The sequence below is a fragment of the Mucilaginibacter rubeus genome, from assembly GCF_014643835.1.
Taxonomy (GTDB): domain Bacteria; phylum Bacteroidota; class Bacteroidia; order Sphingobacteriales; family Sphingobacteriaceae; genus Mucilaginibacter; species Mucilaginibacter rubeus.
Genome location: NZ_BMKD01000001.1, coordinates 585,535 through 601,027 on the forward strand (window position 1 = coordinate 585,535; position 15,493 = coordinate 601,027).

Annotated in this window: 17 protein-coding genes; 13 read left to right on the forward strand and 4 right to left on the reverse strand. The window is 44.6% G+C overall.

The features are described 5' to 3' along the window. Positions 1-39: 39 nt before the first annotated feature. On the reverse strand, positions 40-543 hold the full coding sequence (locus IEX80_RS02370) for a DUF3347 domain-containing protein (RefSeq protein ID WP_090525190.1): 504 nt from the start codon (positions 541-543) through the stop codon (positions 40-42). A gap of 128 nt (positions 544-671) precedes the next feature. Next, positions 672-1,070, reverse strand: coding sequence for an HYC_CC_PP family protein (locus tag IEX80_RS02375; RefSeq protein WP_090525192.1), 399 nt, complete (start codon positions 1,068-1,070; stop codon positions 672-674). 196 nt (positions 1,071-1,266) lie between these two features. Here IEX80_RS02375 and IEX80_RS02380 point away from each other — a divergent pair, with 196 nt between their 5' ends. Next, positions 1,267-1,728, forward strand: a complete 462-nt coding sequence (locus IEX80_RS02380; RefSeq protein WP_188831818.1) for a DUF3659 domain-containing protein — start codon at positions 1,267-1,269, stop codon at positions 1,726-1,728. Between the two features lie 52 nt (positions 1,729-1,780). Here the strand turns inward: IEX80_RS02380 and IEX80_RS27900 are convergent, their stop codons facing one another. Continuing rightward, positions 1,781-1,906, reverse strand: coding sequence for a hypothetical protein (locus tag IEX80_RS27900; RefSeq protein WP_255485223.1), 126 nt, complete (start codon positions 1,904-1,906; stop codon positions 1,781-1,783). A gap of 36 nt (positions 1,907-1,942) precedes the next feature. Between IEX80_RS27900 and IEX80_RS02385 the strand changes: the two genes are divergently transcribed. The 3 genes from IEX80_RS02385 to IEX80_RS02395 are packed head-to-tail and all read left to right on the forward strand — an operon-like array spanning position 1,943 to position 5,673. Further along, on the forward strand, positions 1,943-2,317 hold the full coding sequence (locus IEX80_RS02385; protein WP_090525198.1) for a hypothetical protein: 375 nt from the start codon (positions 1,943-1,945) through the stop codon (positions 2,315-2,317). 30 nt (positions 2,318-2,347) lie between these two features. Then, positions 2,348-4,453: a phosphate acetyltransferase gene (gene pta / locus IEX80_RS02390; protein WP_176624365.1), complete on the forward strand. Its 2,106-nt coding sequence runs from the start codon at positions 2,348-2,350 to the stop codon at positions 4,451-4,453. A gap of 8 nt (positions 4,454-4,461) precedes the next feature. Beyond that, positions 4,462-5,673, forward strand: a complete 1,212-nt coding sequence (locus IEX80_RS02395) for an acetate/propionate family kinase (RefSeq protein WP_188831819.1) — start codon at positions 4,462-4,464, stop codon at positions 5,671-5,673. A 48-nt stretch (positions 5,674-5,721) separates the two neighbouring features. Here IEX80_RS02395 and IEX80_RS02400 read toward each other — a convergent pair whose 3' ends face one another. Next, the gene (locus IEX80_RS02400) at positions 5,722-6,534 is read right to left on the reverse strand and encodes a universal stress protein (RefSeq protein WP_188831820.1); all 813 of its coding nucleotides are present in this window, start codon (positions 6,532-6,534) and stop codon (positions 5,722-5,724) included. Positions 6,535-7,023: 489 nt separating this feature from the next. Between IEX80_RS02400 and IEX80_RS02405 the strand changes: the two genes are divergently transcribed. The 9 genes from IEX80_RS02405 (at position 7,024) to nosZ (ending at position 15,444) form a co-directional block, all read left to right on the forward strand. Further along, positions 7,024-7,839: a DUF2249 domain-containing protein gene (locus tag IEX80_RS02405; RefSeq protein WP_090525207.1), complete on the forward strand. Its 816-nt coding sequence runs from the start codon at positions 7,024-7,026 to the stop codon at positions 7,837-7,839. A gap of 2 nt (positions 7,840-7,841) precedes the next feature. Then, complete coding sequence (locus IEX80_RS02410; protein WP_188831821.1) at positions 7,842-9,128, forward strand: heme-copper oxidase family protein; 1,287 nt, start codon at positions 7,842-7,844, stop codon at positions 9,126-9,128. Next, the gene (locus IEX80_RS02415) at positions 9,121-9,453 is read left to right on the forward strand and encodes a metal-sulfur cluster assembly factor (RefSeq protein WP_229701491.1); all 333 of its coding nucleotides are present in this window, start codon (positions 9,121-9,123) and stop codon (positions 9,451-9,453) included. Before IEX80_RS02410 ends, IEX80_RS02415 begins: the two co-directional genes overlap by 8 nt. Continuing rightward, entirely contained in the window at positions 9,453-10,664 is a 1,212-nt protein-coding gene (locus IEX80_RS02420; RefSeq protein WP_188831822.1) for a hypothetical protein, read from the forward strand. The genes IEX80_RS02415 and IEX80_RS02420 overlap by 1 nt, the downstream gene beginning before the upstream one ends. 41 nt (positions 10,665-10,705) lie before the next feature. Next, positions 10,706-11,074: a response regulator gene (locus IEX80_RS02425; protein ID WP_090525213.1), complete on the forward strand. Its 369-nt coding sequence runs from the start codon at positions 10,706-10,708 to the stop codon at positions 11,072-11,074. Between the two features lie 233 nt (positions 11,075-11,307). Further along, positions 11,308-12,270 carry an iron-sulfur cluster repair di-iron protein gene (gene ric / locus IEX80_RS02430; RefSeq protein ID WP_188831823.1) on the forward strand — a complete coding sequence of 321 codons (963 nt, stop codon included), beginning with the start codon at positions 11,308-11,310 and terminating at the stop codon, positions 12,268-12,270. A gap of 22 nt (positions 12,271-12,292) precedes the next feature. Beyond that, the gene (locus tag IEX80_RS02435) at positions 12,293-12,721 is read left to right on the forward strand and encodes an RrF2 family transcriptional regulator (RefSeq protein WP_188831824.1); all 429 of its coding nucleotides are present in this window, start codon (positions 12,293-12,295) and stop codon (positions 12,719-12,721) included. A 219-nt stretch (positions 12,722-12,940) separates the two neighbouring features. After that, positions 12,941-13,447: a c-type cytochrome gene (locus tag IEX80_RS02440; protein ID WP_229701493.1), complete on the forward strand. Its 507-nt coding sequence runs from the start codon at positions 12,941-12,943 to the stop codon at positions 13,445-13,447. Positions 13,448-13,467: 20 nt separating this feature from the next. Next, entirely contained in the window at positions 13,468-15,444 is a 1,977-nt protein-coding gene (gene nosZ / locus IEX80_RS02445; protein ID WP_176624376.1) for a Sec-dependent nitrous-oxide reductase, read from the forward strand. Positions 15,445-15,493 lie beyond the last annotated feature (49 nt).

Below are 15,493 nucleotides of genomic sequence, written 5' to 3' on the forward strand. Positions count from 1 at the left end.
TTAAAATATAAGGCCGGAGTATATGCCCCGGCCCTTTAATTACTTAGCTGCAGGTAAAGTTTCTTTTACAGCGCCACAGGTTAACATTTGATTGCCGTAGTAGGGATTTTGAATAGCGGCAGTTTCACTTAACCAATATGATTTTTTCATCGGACAATAGTCGCGGTAAACAGGGGCATTGTTCAGTTTGATTGCCTGTACGGTGGCGAACATGTTTTCTGAAAGGCTGGCAAAATGTTCACGCTGATGCGTGATATCATCGCTTTCCGAAATATGGCGGGCATCGAACTGCAACTTATCCGCATATTTTGTCCAGCTAGTTTTATCAGCTGCTGAAAGCTTGTCGACCGGAAATGAACTGATTGCAGCCAGCAACATTTTGGCTTTGGCATTGGTTGCAGACGCGTCGCCGCTGATCAGGGCGTTTTTTACGCCATAATAGGCCGAAAGTACATCCGCTTTGGATGAAGTGTTTTGTGCTTTAACCTGGTTAAAAGCAAATAGCATGATGATGGCGAAAACGAAAATTTGAATCTTTTTCATGATATAGAAATGATTAAGTAATGAATATCATTTCCCGCCGTAGCAGGAAACTATAGATTAAAGAAGTTTTAGGGTTGCAGGGTAGCCATAAGAAAGCTACCGGGCTTCGGATTGAAGCAAAAGGAAAATCAAATGCGGAATGTGCAGTTGCGTAAAAAAACAGGTAGGGTAGTGACAAGCGGCGGTGACTGGCCAACCGGATGACTAATTTTCAGCGGCAGGTAATTGTAAGGCACTAACCCGAAAAGCGGTATAACCAACAATGCGGGGCTTGTGCCCAGGCCAATCTGGCTGTACGTAAGTGAGCTGCTCTTTTCCGATTTCAGTTGCTGGTGTTTATCTGTACAGCATTTTTTTGCAGCCTTGCCATGGTAGTTCATACCGCAAGTATTGCATTTTTTGCCCTGCTCATCATGCCACAACGCAACTTTGACCAGCCTGCCCATGCAGTACTGATAATGCAATGTTGCACCCGAAGAAACCCCGAGGTACAGCACAGCTAAAAAAGTTACGAACAGTTTCTTCATCACGGTACAAATATGAGCAAATTAGTAAAGTGTTGTTTATAGAATTTCTTTTTCTTTTTATGTTTTTTTGGGATAGATCACCTTCCAAACATAGAATAAACCATCCTTGCAATAAATGATAACCATTACTTTTTTACATGCTGATGATCAATGATTTGCTTTTTTAAATGCCGGTACTTTGGAAAAAAAAACAATCATGAAAAAACTAATCACAGCTATTTTGTTTATTACAGCTGCGCTATTATGGAATAGCGTACCTGCATTTGCGCAAACAGAACCTAAGAGTGTTCCTGCCAGCGAAATTCATATTAATAAAAAAGGTGAAATCCATGATCACGGCGGTACGCTGCTCGGGTATATCAGCAAAGATGATATCGTAAAAGATGCCCAGGGCAACAAGGTTTATTTTGTCGACCGGGACGGTAACGTGATCGATGCCAAGGGCAATAAATTGGGCAAAGCAAGGAAAGACGGTTTTTATTTTAATAATGAGGGTGAAACCGTACTTAAAGTTAAGGATAAGGACGCCGAAGAATGCGAAATCCTTGATCCCGCAGGACATAACCTTGGCACGACACACAAAAATTATAAACTGCATGCATGCGCCGCGCATTGTTTCTGGCTGAAAAAGAAAAATACGCCACACCCGGTGCATTAATTAAAGGGAGTATCACAACATACTCCCTTTTCTGTTTGCTAATTCAAAGCTGCTAATCAGCACTTTCATAGTTGTTGTTTTTAAGCGAGGGTTGTATCCCCACTATCCTGCTCAGCCCGTAGTTAAATATGACGGAGATCATTTTTGTTTTTGATTGTTTACCCTTATCAGATTTCATCCGGCAACGATATTTGTACTATAAAATATTCAAACGATGGAAGCACTTATCGAAGACACCGAACTGGAATTTGAACTTCAGGAAATTTACCTCACTGGTAAACAATGGCTGGCAGACCTGGCCTTCATGGATAATGAGCATGCCTTTTTAACAAAACTGCTGGCTGGCGAAAAAAGCCCGGCCAGGCATATGGAAGAAGGGCTGCACTCCGCTATGCTTGAGCAACATGACCTGCATAAAGATATTCTTCATTTCATAAACAAAATAGAACAATTGATCGTTGTTCCGGGAGCTGTGATCGGGTTATCGCTGATAGATGACTTTATCAGTTTACAGATCAGGGTAGGGGGTGCTTTATTGGCAATGAAGGACCTTAAATTGGCGTTTACAGGCATAAGGCGGGCTGCTTAGTTCCACAAGAAAACTTAATTTATAAAGGTTTTGACAAAAAGTATTTATATCACTTCGGCCGAACCCTATAGCGGCAAATCAGTTATTGTATTGGGCCTGGTGGCTATGCTGCTTGGCCGGGCACAAAAGATAGGTTATTTGAAACCCATTATACCGTTTGGCCCGGAAGAGCAGCCAGATACCCATATTGAAACGGTTTTGGCACATTTTCAACTACCGCAAACTTATCGGGATACCTATGTATTTACCCGGCAGGGGGCTATGCAGCAGATCAAAGATCAGCACCAGGGCGACATGATCGACGCGATTATCGCACGGTTTAAGGCCTTAGAAGCGACGTGCGATTTTACTGTAGTTGAAGGGAGTGATTTTGAAGGGCAGGGAACGGCATTTGAGTTTGAAACTAACCGGCTCATCGCCAAAAATCTGAACTCCCCCGTCTTACTCCTTGTATCGGGCGTGGGGAAAACCACTGCCGGAATTGTTCAGGATGCGCTGAATTTCAAGCAGGCTTACCAGGCGCAGGATATTCAGGTATTAGCGGTTGTTGTCAACAGGGTACAGGCCGATCAGGCTGCAGATGTACAACAATTGCTGCGTGCGCAATTGTCTGAAAATATACTTATCGCGGTTATACCCGCTGATCCGGGCCTGGAAAACCCAACTGTTCACGATATTTTTGAAAAGTTGGACGGCAGGTTGCTGTTTGGTAGTGAACACCTCGGAAACCAGGTTGATAACTTTGTGACCGGCGCCATGCAGGTGCCCAATTTTTTGAATTATCTGAAGGAGAATGTTTTGATCGTTACACCTGGCGACAGGGGAGATATTGTCATCAGCTCGTTGCAAGCCAATCAATCTGCCAGTTATCCCCGCGTGGCCGGCATTATACTTACGGCAGGCGCAATTCCGGAAGAACCGGTGATGAGGTTGATTGAAGGATTGCAGAACGTTGTCCCTATCCTCGCTGTCGGGTCAGGCACTTTTGAAACAACTAACCAGGTGGCAGCGGTTAAAGCCCGTATTACAGCGGATAATACTAAAAAAATACGGCTTGCTATAGAAACATTTAACCGTTATATAGATATCGCCGCCCTTGATAAAATGCTGGTAACATATCATTCCAATGTGATGACGCCGCACATGTTTCAATACCAGCTCACCCAATGGGCTAAGCGGCAGCGCAAAACTATTGTACTGCCCGAAGGGAATGACGACCGCATCCTGCAGGCGAGCGCAAGGCTGATTGCACAGCAGTTGGTTAACATTATCCTGCTTGGCGATCCTGCAGAAATAGCCGCTTCGGTGAAACGGTTGGGCATTGACCTTGATCTCAATAAGGTAACCGTTATACCCCCGGCCAGTTCGCCTCATTACGAAGATTATGTTCAAACACTGTATGAGCTGCGTAAAAGTAAAAACGTAACCCTCGAAATGGCGAGGGACCTCATGACGGATGTATCTTATTTTGGAACGATGATGGTTTATAAAGGGCATGCCGACGGAATGGTTTCCGGGGCCGTTCATACCACTCAGCATACCATACGCCCCGCTCTGCAGTTTATCAAAACAAAGCCCGGCATCTCTACGGTGTCATCTGTTTTTTTTATGTGCCTGGCCGACCGTGTTTCTGTATTTGGCGATTGCGCGGTAAATCCCGACCCTACTGCCGAAGAACTGGCCGAGATAGCTATCTCGTCGGCAGATAACAGCCTGCGTTTTGGCATTGAACCGCGTGTTGCAATGCTTTCATATTCATCGGGTACATCAGGTTCAGGAGCCGACGTGGAAAAGGTTAGGCGAGCTACCCAATTGGTGCGTGATAGACGGCCCGATATTAAAGTAGAAGGGCCCATACAATATGATGCCGCTGTAGATCCGGTAGTTGGCAGCCAGAAAATGCCCGGTTCAGAAGTTGCAGGCAAGGCAAGCGTATTGATTTTCCCTGATCTGAATACCGGGAATAACACTTACAAAGCGGTACAGCGGGAAACGGGAGCCCTGGCCATTGGGCCGATGCTGCAGGGGTTGAATAAACCGGTTAATGACCTTAGCCGCGGTTGCACTGTTGATGATGTTTTTAATACCGTTATTATCACTGCCATCCAAAGTCAGGATAGCCCGGCCTCACTATAATTTTACATATGGAAATATTTGTTATCAATTCAGGCAGCAGCTCTATCAAATACCAGTTGTTTTCTCAGGATTCAAGCAGCCCACTTTGCAGTGGCCTGGTTGAACGCATCGGTCAGCCGGATGCGCTGATCACTCATAAATACAGGCAGCATGACGAAGAAAAAGTGTTGTATATTCAACAACAGGTACCCGATCACGAAGCCGGCATGCAGGCTGTGGGCGAACTGCTCATCAGGGATGGTATCGCGGTGATCCGCGATTCGGGACAAGTGGGCGCGGTTGGCCATCGTGTAGTTCATGGCGGCGAAAAACTTACCGGTACCACAGTCATTACGCCCGGGGTAAAAGACAAGATCAAAGCACTGTACCCACTGGCGCCTTTGCATAATCCGGGGCATATAAAGGGTATCGAAGTGTCAGAAAAGATTTTCCCCGAGGCTGTACAGATTGCTGTATTTGATACCGCGTTTCATACATCGCTACCCGAAAAAGCTTTTAGGTATGCTATACCCGACTCTTTTTATAAAAACCACGGCATTCGTGTTTATGGCTTTCATGGCATAAGTCATCAGTACGTTAGTGGTGAAGCAATGAAATATCTTAATCATACAGACGCAAAACTCATTACCATTCACCTTGGTAATGGCTGCAGCATGGCCGCTGTTAACGGCGGAAAGAGCGTGGATACAAGTATGGGGCTTACCCCACTTGATGGGTTGATCATGGGAACAAGAAGCGGAAGCATTGATGCCTCGGTATTATTATACCTTTCAGAACAAGAAAATTACAGTACAGAACAGCTTACTACGTTGTTAAACAAACAAAGCGGCATGCAAGGGCTTACCGGTCATAATGATATGCGGGATATCAGCGCGCTTTATAATAATGGGAATGACCGGGCGGAGCTTGCTTATGAGATGTATGCCTACCGGATTAAAAAATTTATTGGCGCTTATGCCGCTGCAATGAACGGGCTTGATGCAATTGTGTTTACAGCTGGGGTTGGTGAAAATGATGCCCTGGCACGCGACCTAGTTTGCCGGAATATGGATTTTTTAGGCATTAAGCTGGATGACGCAAAAAATTCAGAAAAAGGCAATGGGATTCGTGATCTTAGTGCACCGGCTTCTCGTGCCAGAATATTGGTGGTGCCCACCAATGAAGAATTGGAAATTGCCCGGCAGTGCAGGCAATTGCTCGGTGAAACCACCGGGCGGTAACTGGATCCCATGCAAATATTTTATAATTCTGGGGATCATTACTTAAGTTCATGAACTCATCGGAACAGCAAGTAACGGTATGTTCAGCCCGATAGCCATTTGGCGGGTTTTACTTCGGTGAAGAAGTGAAGACCAGAAGCCGTGCTTTTTGGGGATCATGATCAACAACTCGGCGCCACAAGTAATAAGCTCTTTTTTTAATTCGGCAACGATTTTATTTGAATTAGTTTCTCTATAAACACAATCAATACCAGCTGCCTGGAAATTATGCGGTACTGTGCCCTGAACAGGTTTTATTTCAGCTGCTTCTTTATTAACATAAAAAACCTCCACCGGCGATTCGAAAGCAATAACTTCATTCCGAATCGTGGAAAGTAAGTGTACGGGCTGATCATTAGCCACATCACATGCCAGCATGATTTTCCTTAGCCCTTTGAACCGGGCGCCAATGGGGACGACCAGCACAGGGAAAGCCAAATTTTTGATGGCAGTTGTAGTTGTATTGCCCAAAATCCAGTCCTGGCTTTCAGGGGCCATGCCAAGCACTACCAGCGAAGCATTGTGCTTTTTTACCAGGTTTTGTAATTCATCTGTTACCGGCGTATAACTGGTTTCACAACTGACAGTGATGTCGTGAACCAATGCGGTTATTGCTGCTTGTTGTGCAAGCCGGTCTTGATTTTTTGCCTCCAGGTCGCTTACGGTTGAAGCTGGCAGGAGCGTATTCGATTCGTGCAGGGACAAGCTGAAGGCATTAAAAAGCAGAAGCCTGTAGTTGAAATGTTTGGCCAAAGCGGCGGCATAGGTTACCGCGTTTTCGGCAGCCGGCGAATAGTCTGTTGCAGCAATTATAGTTTTCATATGGGTGACTGGTTGTTTTGTTAATATTCATAAAACCATTAAATACGGGCTCGTAAAAGTAGAAGACCCTTTGTACAGTAAATAGCGCAGTTAAACAGTGCAACCTGTTCTGCTTTTTTATCGGCGGTTTCTTAAAAACAAAGATCAAGAATGGCTTTAAACTTCAACATGACGTTGATCAGCTTAAAAAATGATCACAATTACTAACAACTGCAGGGAAACCAGAAGGCAATCAGGGAGAAGATCAACTGCCATAGCGCCGGGCCATTTTGAAAAGTTTATTTTAGGAGATAGGGCTTTTTAAAAATAGCGTAGATAATGTGGGCAGAAAGAGAACAGGAAACCAATTGTTGGCAGCCATTTGATCGATGGGTGACTGACGCAAAAAATATCGCAGCAGGGTAAACGTAATCTTTACGTCACCTTTCTAAATAATAAAAGACAATTTTATCTTTTATTATTTACATTTGTCCATCAACTCATAAAAAAATGGAACCGTCAGAAATACACATTGTATTGAATGCTAATAGCCTAATAAGTGATCTGCTGAAGTATAACGAAGAGCTGATAATCCAAAAACTTACCGAACTCAATAAAAATTTTAACCGGCTGAAAAACCCTGTGCTCAGAAAGGTTTTAGCCAAACGGGTATCCGTTGCTCAGGCTTGCAGGATAGCAGGCTGCTCGCTGAATGAATTTTTTGACGTCCTTAAACCGCTTGGATTTAAAGCGGCGCACGAAGCTGTTGAAGTTGACAGGTTACCGCTTTCGCTTGCTGCTTCTTTTAATAAAATTATCGACCTCGATGTCAGACCGATTTTGGCGGCAGGAAATGACCCTTTAAAAATGATCCTTACTACGGCGGCCGGGCTTAAAAATGGCGAGGTGCTTAAAGTGATCAATACTTTTGAACCTGTGCCGTTAATCAACCTCCTGGAAAATAAGGGATACCGTTCGTTTATTGACATCGCGGGACCGGAACTTGTGAATACTTATTTCCTAAAGAAAGAGGCCCAACCTGATGAGCTTATAATGGATATATCGGAATTATCGGTTGAAGCAGATGGGCTCACGGAACTTATGAAAGCCTATCAATTGCACATTATGGATGTCAGGCCTTTCCAAATGCCTAAGCCTATGACTATGATCCTTGACAAGCTGGAAACGCTGAAGACCACTGAAGCCTTGTATGTCCGGCATCGAAAAGTCCCAGTTCACCTGCTCCCGGTATTAAAAGAAAGAGGTTTTGACTTTCGCGTCATGGAAACAGCGGAAGCAGTTATCCTGTTTATCTATAGGCCATGAATATGATCACTAAACAGCATCCCGAATTATACCCTATTGTAAGGGCTCACTACCTGGCTTCAGCGGTTTGTTTTGTGCTTATCGGCGTCTTGTTTTTCTTTGCGTCGGCAGACTTTGCCGGGCACTATTTTCAGCCGAAATTATTAGCCATTACCCATCTTGCCGCGTTGGGCTGGGTTACCATGGTTATTTTCGGTGCAGCGTATCAACTGGTACCGGTCATACTTGAAACAGGTTTGTCAGGCTATCGTTTGCCCTGGTTATCATTCGTCGCTTTTTTGAGCGGGCTTGTCCTGTTGGTTTGCTCTTTCTGGCGTTTTGAACCAGGTTTATGTATGCAGGGAGGGGCTCTGCTGCTGCTAACCGGCATGCTTGGCTTTACCACTGTTATTTTTCTAACAGGAAAAAGGTTGAAGAACAAAAAGGAGAACATTCATCAGGAAATGATCAATACTTCCTGTATCTGGTTGCTGGCCACCGGTGTTCTTGGGGTTCTGCTGGTGTTCAACCTCCGTTACGCCTTTCTGCCACAGGATCACCTTCAGTTTTTAAGGCTCCATGCGCATATGGGAATGGGTGGGTGGTTTTTATTGTTAGTGATAGGGGTAAGCAGTAAATTGGTGCCAATGTTCCTGGTGTCCCGCAAACAGAATTTGTGGCTGCTTGATTGGGTTTATTATCTGCTGAATGGCGGCCTGCTTGCATTTGTGATCGATACGTACCTGGAAGGTATCAACAACCGAACCTATCTCATCGCACTGCTTCCAACTGCAGCGTTTATCATATATTTCATTTATTTAATCCAATGTTACCGGTCACGAATGAAAAGAAGGTTGGATTTACCTATGATGTACACCATGTTGTCTTTTATATTGCTGCTGGCTGCATTGCTGATACAGCCGCTCATTATTAACGCGCATGTTCAAAATACCGCACAAGGCATTGCGCTTACTAAACTATACGGGCTATTGGTGCTAATGGGCTGGCTTTCTTTACTGATCCTGGGGCAGGCGTTTAAAACTTTGCCTTTCCTGGTTTGGCTAAAAATTTATGGACCAGGCACCGGCAAAGAACCTACACCTTTACCTTCGGATCTATACAGTCAAAAATTACTGGTCATCCAGGGTATCGCCTTTACCGGTTTTATATTATCCATGATCACTATGGCGTTATCCGGCCTGGCTGCGCCTGCGCGTATTGCCTCAGGTTGCCTGCTGTTAACGGCGCTTTGCTATCTTTTAAATTTAACCAGGGTCCTTACCCACAAAAAAACAACCGGCCATGCATAGCTTTGACATTACCGATCCTGATACCTACATAGAAATGGAAGCATGGGAGCGCTTACGATCCATTATTGACCCTGAACTTCATGTCAATATCATTGATTTGGGACTTGTTTATACTATCAGGGCAAATAGCACGGTGAGGATGCTGGTGGTGGTAATGACCTTGTCGTCGCCCAGTTGCCCGGTAGGGGAAGCCATTTTGCAGGGGGTGGCCAATTGCCTCGAAGCCAGATTTGTGGACTACAAGACAGATGTGCAACTCACCTGGGAGCCAGCATGGGGCTTTGATAATATTACCGAAGAAGGCAAAAAACAGTTGTGGGGATAATGGACTGGATAAGTAAAGGCCGGTGTCATTATTGGGCAGGAGGCAGCTTTGTGGTGCTTGCTGTTTTTGGCGTGGTGCTCAGGCTGATGCATGTTACCTTTGTGCCTCATTTAAACTATACTTTTTTGCTGCATGCTCACTCGCATTTCGCTTTTGCCGGGTGGGCCTTTCTTGGATTGGCCATGTTATTGGCCGGACGGGTTTCGCCTGTTCAAAGACGCCGGAAGTTCCTGTATGCCCTTAATGCAACACTATTAAGTGCTTATGGCATGCTGGTTAGTTTCTCCTTTCAGGGCTACAAAACAGTCTCTATTATTTTTTCGACGTTTTTTATTTTAAGTACTTATTATTTTACCCGGCAGTTCCTGAAAAGTTTAAAGGAAACACGGCAACTTTCAAAAGGCGCGCGCCAATTGACCCTTGGCGCTTTGTTTTTTCTCTGCTTTTCCTCACTGGGCCCTTTAGCCCTGGGGCCGCTTATGGTTATGGGATTAAAAGGCACGGCAGTGTACCAGGATGCAATTTATGTTTACCTGCATTTTCAGTTGAATGGCTGGATGCAGTTGGCGGCCATTGCGTTAGTTGAAATCACTTATTTCAATATGTGCCCAACCAATCCGCAGCGTTGGGTATATCAACTATTAATCTGGTCGAACCTGCCGCTGTATTTAATTTTTACCTTGTGGAGCAACCCTGCCGGTTGGGTTTTTCTGATAGCCGGAATTGCGGCTACGGGTAATCTTACCGCGTGGTTTATGATATGCCGGGGTCGGAAAGCGCGGCTGCTGAAACTGCCTTTGCTGTTAAAAGTTGCATTTTTGGCCATCACCTTAAAAACCGTTTTCCAAACCCTGGTATGTATTCCCGTCATTGGCAGATGGGCTTTCAGTGACCGTAATATCATCATTGGCTATATTCATTTGCTGACATTGGGCATCGTGACACCAGTCATACTCGATCAGTTTAAGCAAGCCGGCTTTTTCGGCGCCGGAAAAAAATTGCAGATCATAAACGGAAGTTATATAGTGTTGACTTTGGCATATCTCGTGATATTATTTGTTGAACCCGCCTTAAAACTTGTCGGAATAATAGTTCAGGATGTCGAGCCCCAATTATTGTTGCTATCCATACTGTTGCTGCTATGCGGGGTCGGCTATTTTGGGCTGCTAATTTTAGGTAGTTCAAAAAAAAGCAAGGCAGTTAGCGTGTAAAATCAGATTCAAATAATTATTTTTGGATTAACACGCCGGATATGAAAAACAAAGTTCTCCTAATCGAAGACAACCAGGACATTCGGGAAAACGCAGCAGAGCTGCTGGAGCTTTACGGTTTCGAAGTGCTGGTTGCCGACTGCGGCGAGGCAGGATTGGACCTAACTGATTTACACCCGGACTTGATTATTTCGGATGTAGTTATGCCGGGTATTAGCGGATACGATGTGTTCAATCAGCTTCAACAGGATTCCCTTAAAAAAAACATCCCCTTTATCTTTACCACTGCACTTTCCGAAAAGAGGGACCAGGACATAGCAAAAGTGATGGGAATACAAAACTATCTCATTAAACCATATGACGAAGCTGAGCTTATCAACTGTATCCGGAAGTGCCTGGACATAATCTGATTTCCCTTCGGTTGAACGCCCGGTAATTTGCCTCAAATATCGGGTTAACGTGCCATGACTATTTTTTACTGAAATTACGGCAAGGCTTTTCAAAGTTTCAGCCGGAGCTAATGAGCGCGGTCACTTTTGCGCTTTAAAAATTGATTGTTATCACATTTACGAAAAAAGAACAGCCTAAAATATACAAGAACAATAATAAAGGATAAATTTGTCTTCTATTAAATTAATAACAAATGGAAACACAAATTTTGGATGTAACGGTCATTGAACCAAAACTAAAACATCCCACTATTTTTAAGAGATTCGATGAACTGACCGGCGGTGAGGAATTGATCATTCACAATGATCATGACCCCAAACCGCTTTATTATCAGTTGCTGGCAGAGCGCGGACAGATCTTTAACTGGGAATATCTGATGAGCGGCCCGGAGGTTTGGAGGGTTCTGATTGGTAAAAAGAACCCGCATAACCAGGAAGAGACAATTGGTGAGATTGTTGCTAAAGACTATAGGAAGGCGATGGTTTTCAAAAAACTCGGCATTGATTTCTGCTGCGGCGGCAAAAAAACATTAACAGAAGCCTGCGTGAAAAAAGGGCTTGCCGTTGAAGAAGTGAAGCTCGCACTGCAGTCGGCGGATAACGGAGAATATGTAAATGCGCATAATTTTCAGGACTGGACTCTTGATTTTTTAAGTGACTACGTAGTAAATGTCCATCATAAATATGTACGTGACAATATTCCCTTTATTGGTGAACTTGCAACAAAAGTGGCGCGTGTACATGGGGACAAACACCCCGAATTGATCGTGGTGGCTAACGTATTCGCTACGGTGGCACAGGAACTGAGCATGCACATGATTAAAGAGGAGCGCATCCTTTTTCCTTATATCAGGGATATGGTGACAGCCCGGGAATTAGGTACCGCTGTGTTGCCGGCGCCGTTTGGAGGGGTTATGAATCCCATTCAAATGATGGAGATGGAGCACGAAGGAGCGGGAGAAGAACTCGAAGAGATCAGGCAAATGACAAATAACTATACGCTTCCGGAAGATGCCTGTACCTCGTATCGTATCCTTTTCCAAAAGTTGCAGGAGTTTGAAAATGACCTGCACACACATGTACACCTCGAAAATAATATTTTGTTTCCGAAGTCGGTTCAACTCGAACAGCAGTTAAAAGATAATTCTCAATTATAGGTTTTAAGTTGAAAGGATAGTAGTGTTATTATCTAAATCATGTGAATATGCCATCAGGGCGGCAGTACATGTTGGTTATAAGACCTTGACCAAAGAAAAGACCGGCATCTCAGAGGTCGCTGAAGCGATAGGTGCACCTGTACATTTCACTGCCAGGATCCTGCAGGGGTTATCCCGAAAGCGCGTCATTTCCTCCAGCAAAGGTCCGCACGGTGGTTTTTATATTGAAAACTCCGCCAAGGTTTACCTGATTGATATTATCCGGGCTATTGAAGGGGACGGGCTATTCAATGCCTGCATACTTGGACTTAAAAACTGTTCCGACACGAAGCCTTGTCCGGTGCATGACGAAATCAAGGCGGTACGGACACAACTGCTCCTCGAATTTAACAAAAAATCCCTTCGAGACCTGGTAAGCGATTACCACCAAAATAAGTTCGTTTTAAAATAAAAAAAAATTATTCAACAAACAGGAGGGGACAAGTTTAAAATAATAAAAGATAAAAATGTCTTTATTTATAGGGGTGCTTTGGGGTAGAAGCTATATAGATATATTATATATCATATAAAATGCTATTTAAATGAGATATATCACTAAAAAAACATGATTTGAATCATGAAATAGTCAAAATTAATAAAGCAATTTCGAAGTATTATAAATATGAAAATAATGAAAATTTCAACCAGCTTTATCCGGGCCGCCTTTATAGGAGGTATGGCCCTTTTGGCCGCTTGCGGCCCTTCCAATGGGGGTGATAAACAGGCAACGGAATCTGCTCCGGCTGCCAATGCCGAAAATAGTTCGGCCGCATCTTCAGCAGATGTTGACCCCGCCGCCAAAAGTGACAGCAAGGGCGTAGGTAAATTCACAAGCGTGGAGATCGGCACAATTGACAATGCAATGGCCGACAAAGGCAAAGGAGTTTTTACTGCCAAGTGCTCCGCCTGTCACCAGATCACTGATCAGAAGGTGGTTGGGCCCGGTCTGAAAGGGGTAACCAAACGCCGTACGCCGGAATGGATCATGAACCAGATCACCAATCCGGTAGAAATGGAACAAAAAGACCCCGTGGGTAAAGCACTTTTAGCAAAATATCTGACTCAGATGAGTTTTCAGAATGTAAGTGACGATGAAACCCGACAGATACTTGAGTATTTGAGAAAAAACGATCAATAACCTCTTTATATGTTTAAACCATGAAACGAATTACACAAACTACCCTGTTGTTAGCGGGACTGGGGGCGATTGCCATTGCCAGCGGTTGTAAAGCAGGTAAAACGGGGCAGGCGGCCACCGATGAAGATGCTGCCAAAAAAGTATACGTAGCGCCCGGCAAGCATGATGAATTGTACATGTTCGCTTCCGGTGGCTTCAGCGGCCAAATTGCAGCGTATGGCATTCCTTCCGGCAGGTTGCTTAAAGTGATACCTGTGTTTTCCCAGAACCCGGAAAATGGTTATGGCTACTCAGAAGAGACCAAACCAATGCTCAACACCTCGCACGGATTTGTGCCCTGGGACGACACGCACCATCCTGAATTTTCCAAAACCAATGGCGAAGATGATGGCCGCTGGCTTTTTATCAACGGTAATAACACGCCACGCATTGCCCGTCTCAACCTGGCAACTTTCAAAACGGAAGAAATTCTGGAGTTACCAAACGTTGCCGGTAACCACGCCTCGCCATTTTGTACAGAAAATACTGAGTATATAGTAGGTAACACTCGTTTTAGCGTACCGCTTGATGGGGATAAGGATGTATCGATAGGTGATTTCAAAAAGAAGTTCAAAGGTGCCGCCACTTTTATCAAAGTAGATAAGAACACGGGCCGCATGAACATTGCCTTTCAATTGATTGTTCCTGGCTTTAACTATGACCTGGCACATGCCGGCAAAGGCCCCTCACATGATTGGATTTTCTTTACCTGTTATAATACGGAGCAAGCCAATACCTTGCTTGAAGTTAATGCCAGTCAACGCGATAAGGACTTTATCATGGCGGTGAACTGGAAAAAAGCAGAAGAGTTGGTGACCCAGGGCAAGGGGCGTAAAGCGCCTGCTAAATACGCGCATAACCTCTATAACGAGCGCACCCACTCAGCTACTTCAGCCATGGAAAACGACGTGACCATGCTGGATGTAAAAGATTATCCGGGACTAATCTATTATATTCCCTGCCCGAAATCACCTCACGGTGTTGACGTGGAACCTAACGGCGAATACTTTGTAGCCAGCGGTAAACTGGCCGCGGTGATTCCTGTATTTTCGTTTAAGAAGATGCTTGGTGCTATTGACCAAAAACAATTTGAAGGGGACTTTGACGGTATTCCGGTATTGAAATATAATACTGTATTGGAAGGTGAAGTGCAAAAGCCGGGTTTAGGTCCGCTGCATACCGAATTTGACGGTAAAGGTTATGCTTATACGTCCATGTTCGTGTCTTCAGAGATTGTAAAATGGAAAGTGGACACACGCGAGATCATCGATCGTATTCCAACTTATTATTCTATTGGCCACCTTTCGGTACCGGGCGGCGATTCCAGGCATCCATATGGTAAATATGTGATTGCATTGAACAAGATCACCAAAGACCGTTATCTGCCCACCGGTCCCGAGCTAACGCAATCTGCCCAGTTGATTGACATTACCGGCAACAAGATGAAACTATTGCTTGACTTCCCGACCATTGGTGAGCCGCACTATGCACAGACCATACCGGCGGAGAAAATAGAGAAAAATTCTGTGAAGTTTTTTAAACTGGAAGAGAATGATAATCCATACGCTGCCAAATCAGAGAAAGAAGCCCGCGTAGTAAGAAAAGGCAACCGGGTGGATGTATACATGACTGCTATCCGGTCTCACCTGGCCCCGGACAATATAGAAGGCATAAATCAGGGTGATGATGTGTATGTGCATGTGACCAATCTGGAGCAGGACTGGGACGTTCCGCACGGCTTTGCCATCAAAGGTTCCAATAACTCAGAATTATTGATCATGCCGGGCGAGACCGCCACACTGAAATGGACACCTGACCGGACTGGTATTTTCCCATTCTATTGTACCGACTTCTGCTCTGCATTGCACCAGGAGATGTCTGGTTACTTTAGGGTATCGCCTAAAGGCTTAAACGTACCACTTACTTTCCACCTGGGAGAAAACCTCGCGGCAAGGTAATAGATCTTTTATTCAACGGGAGGGCCCTGTGTCCTCCCATTAATACCAA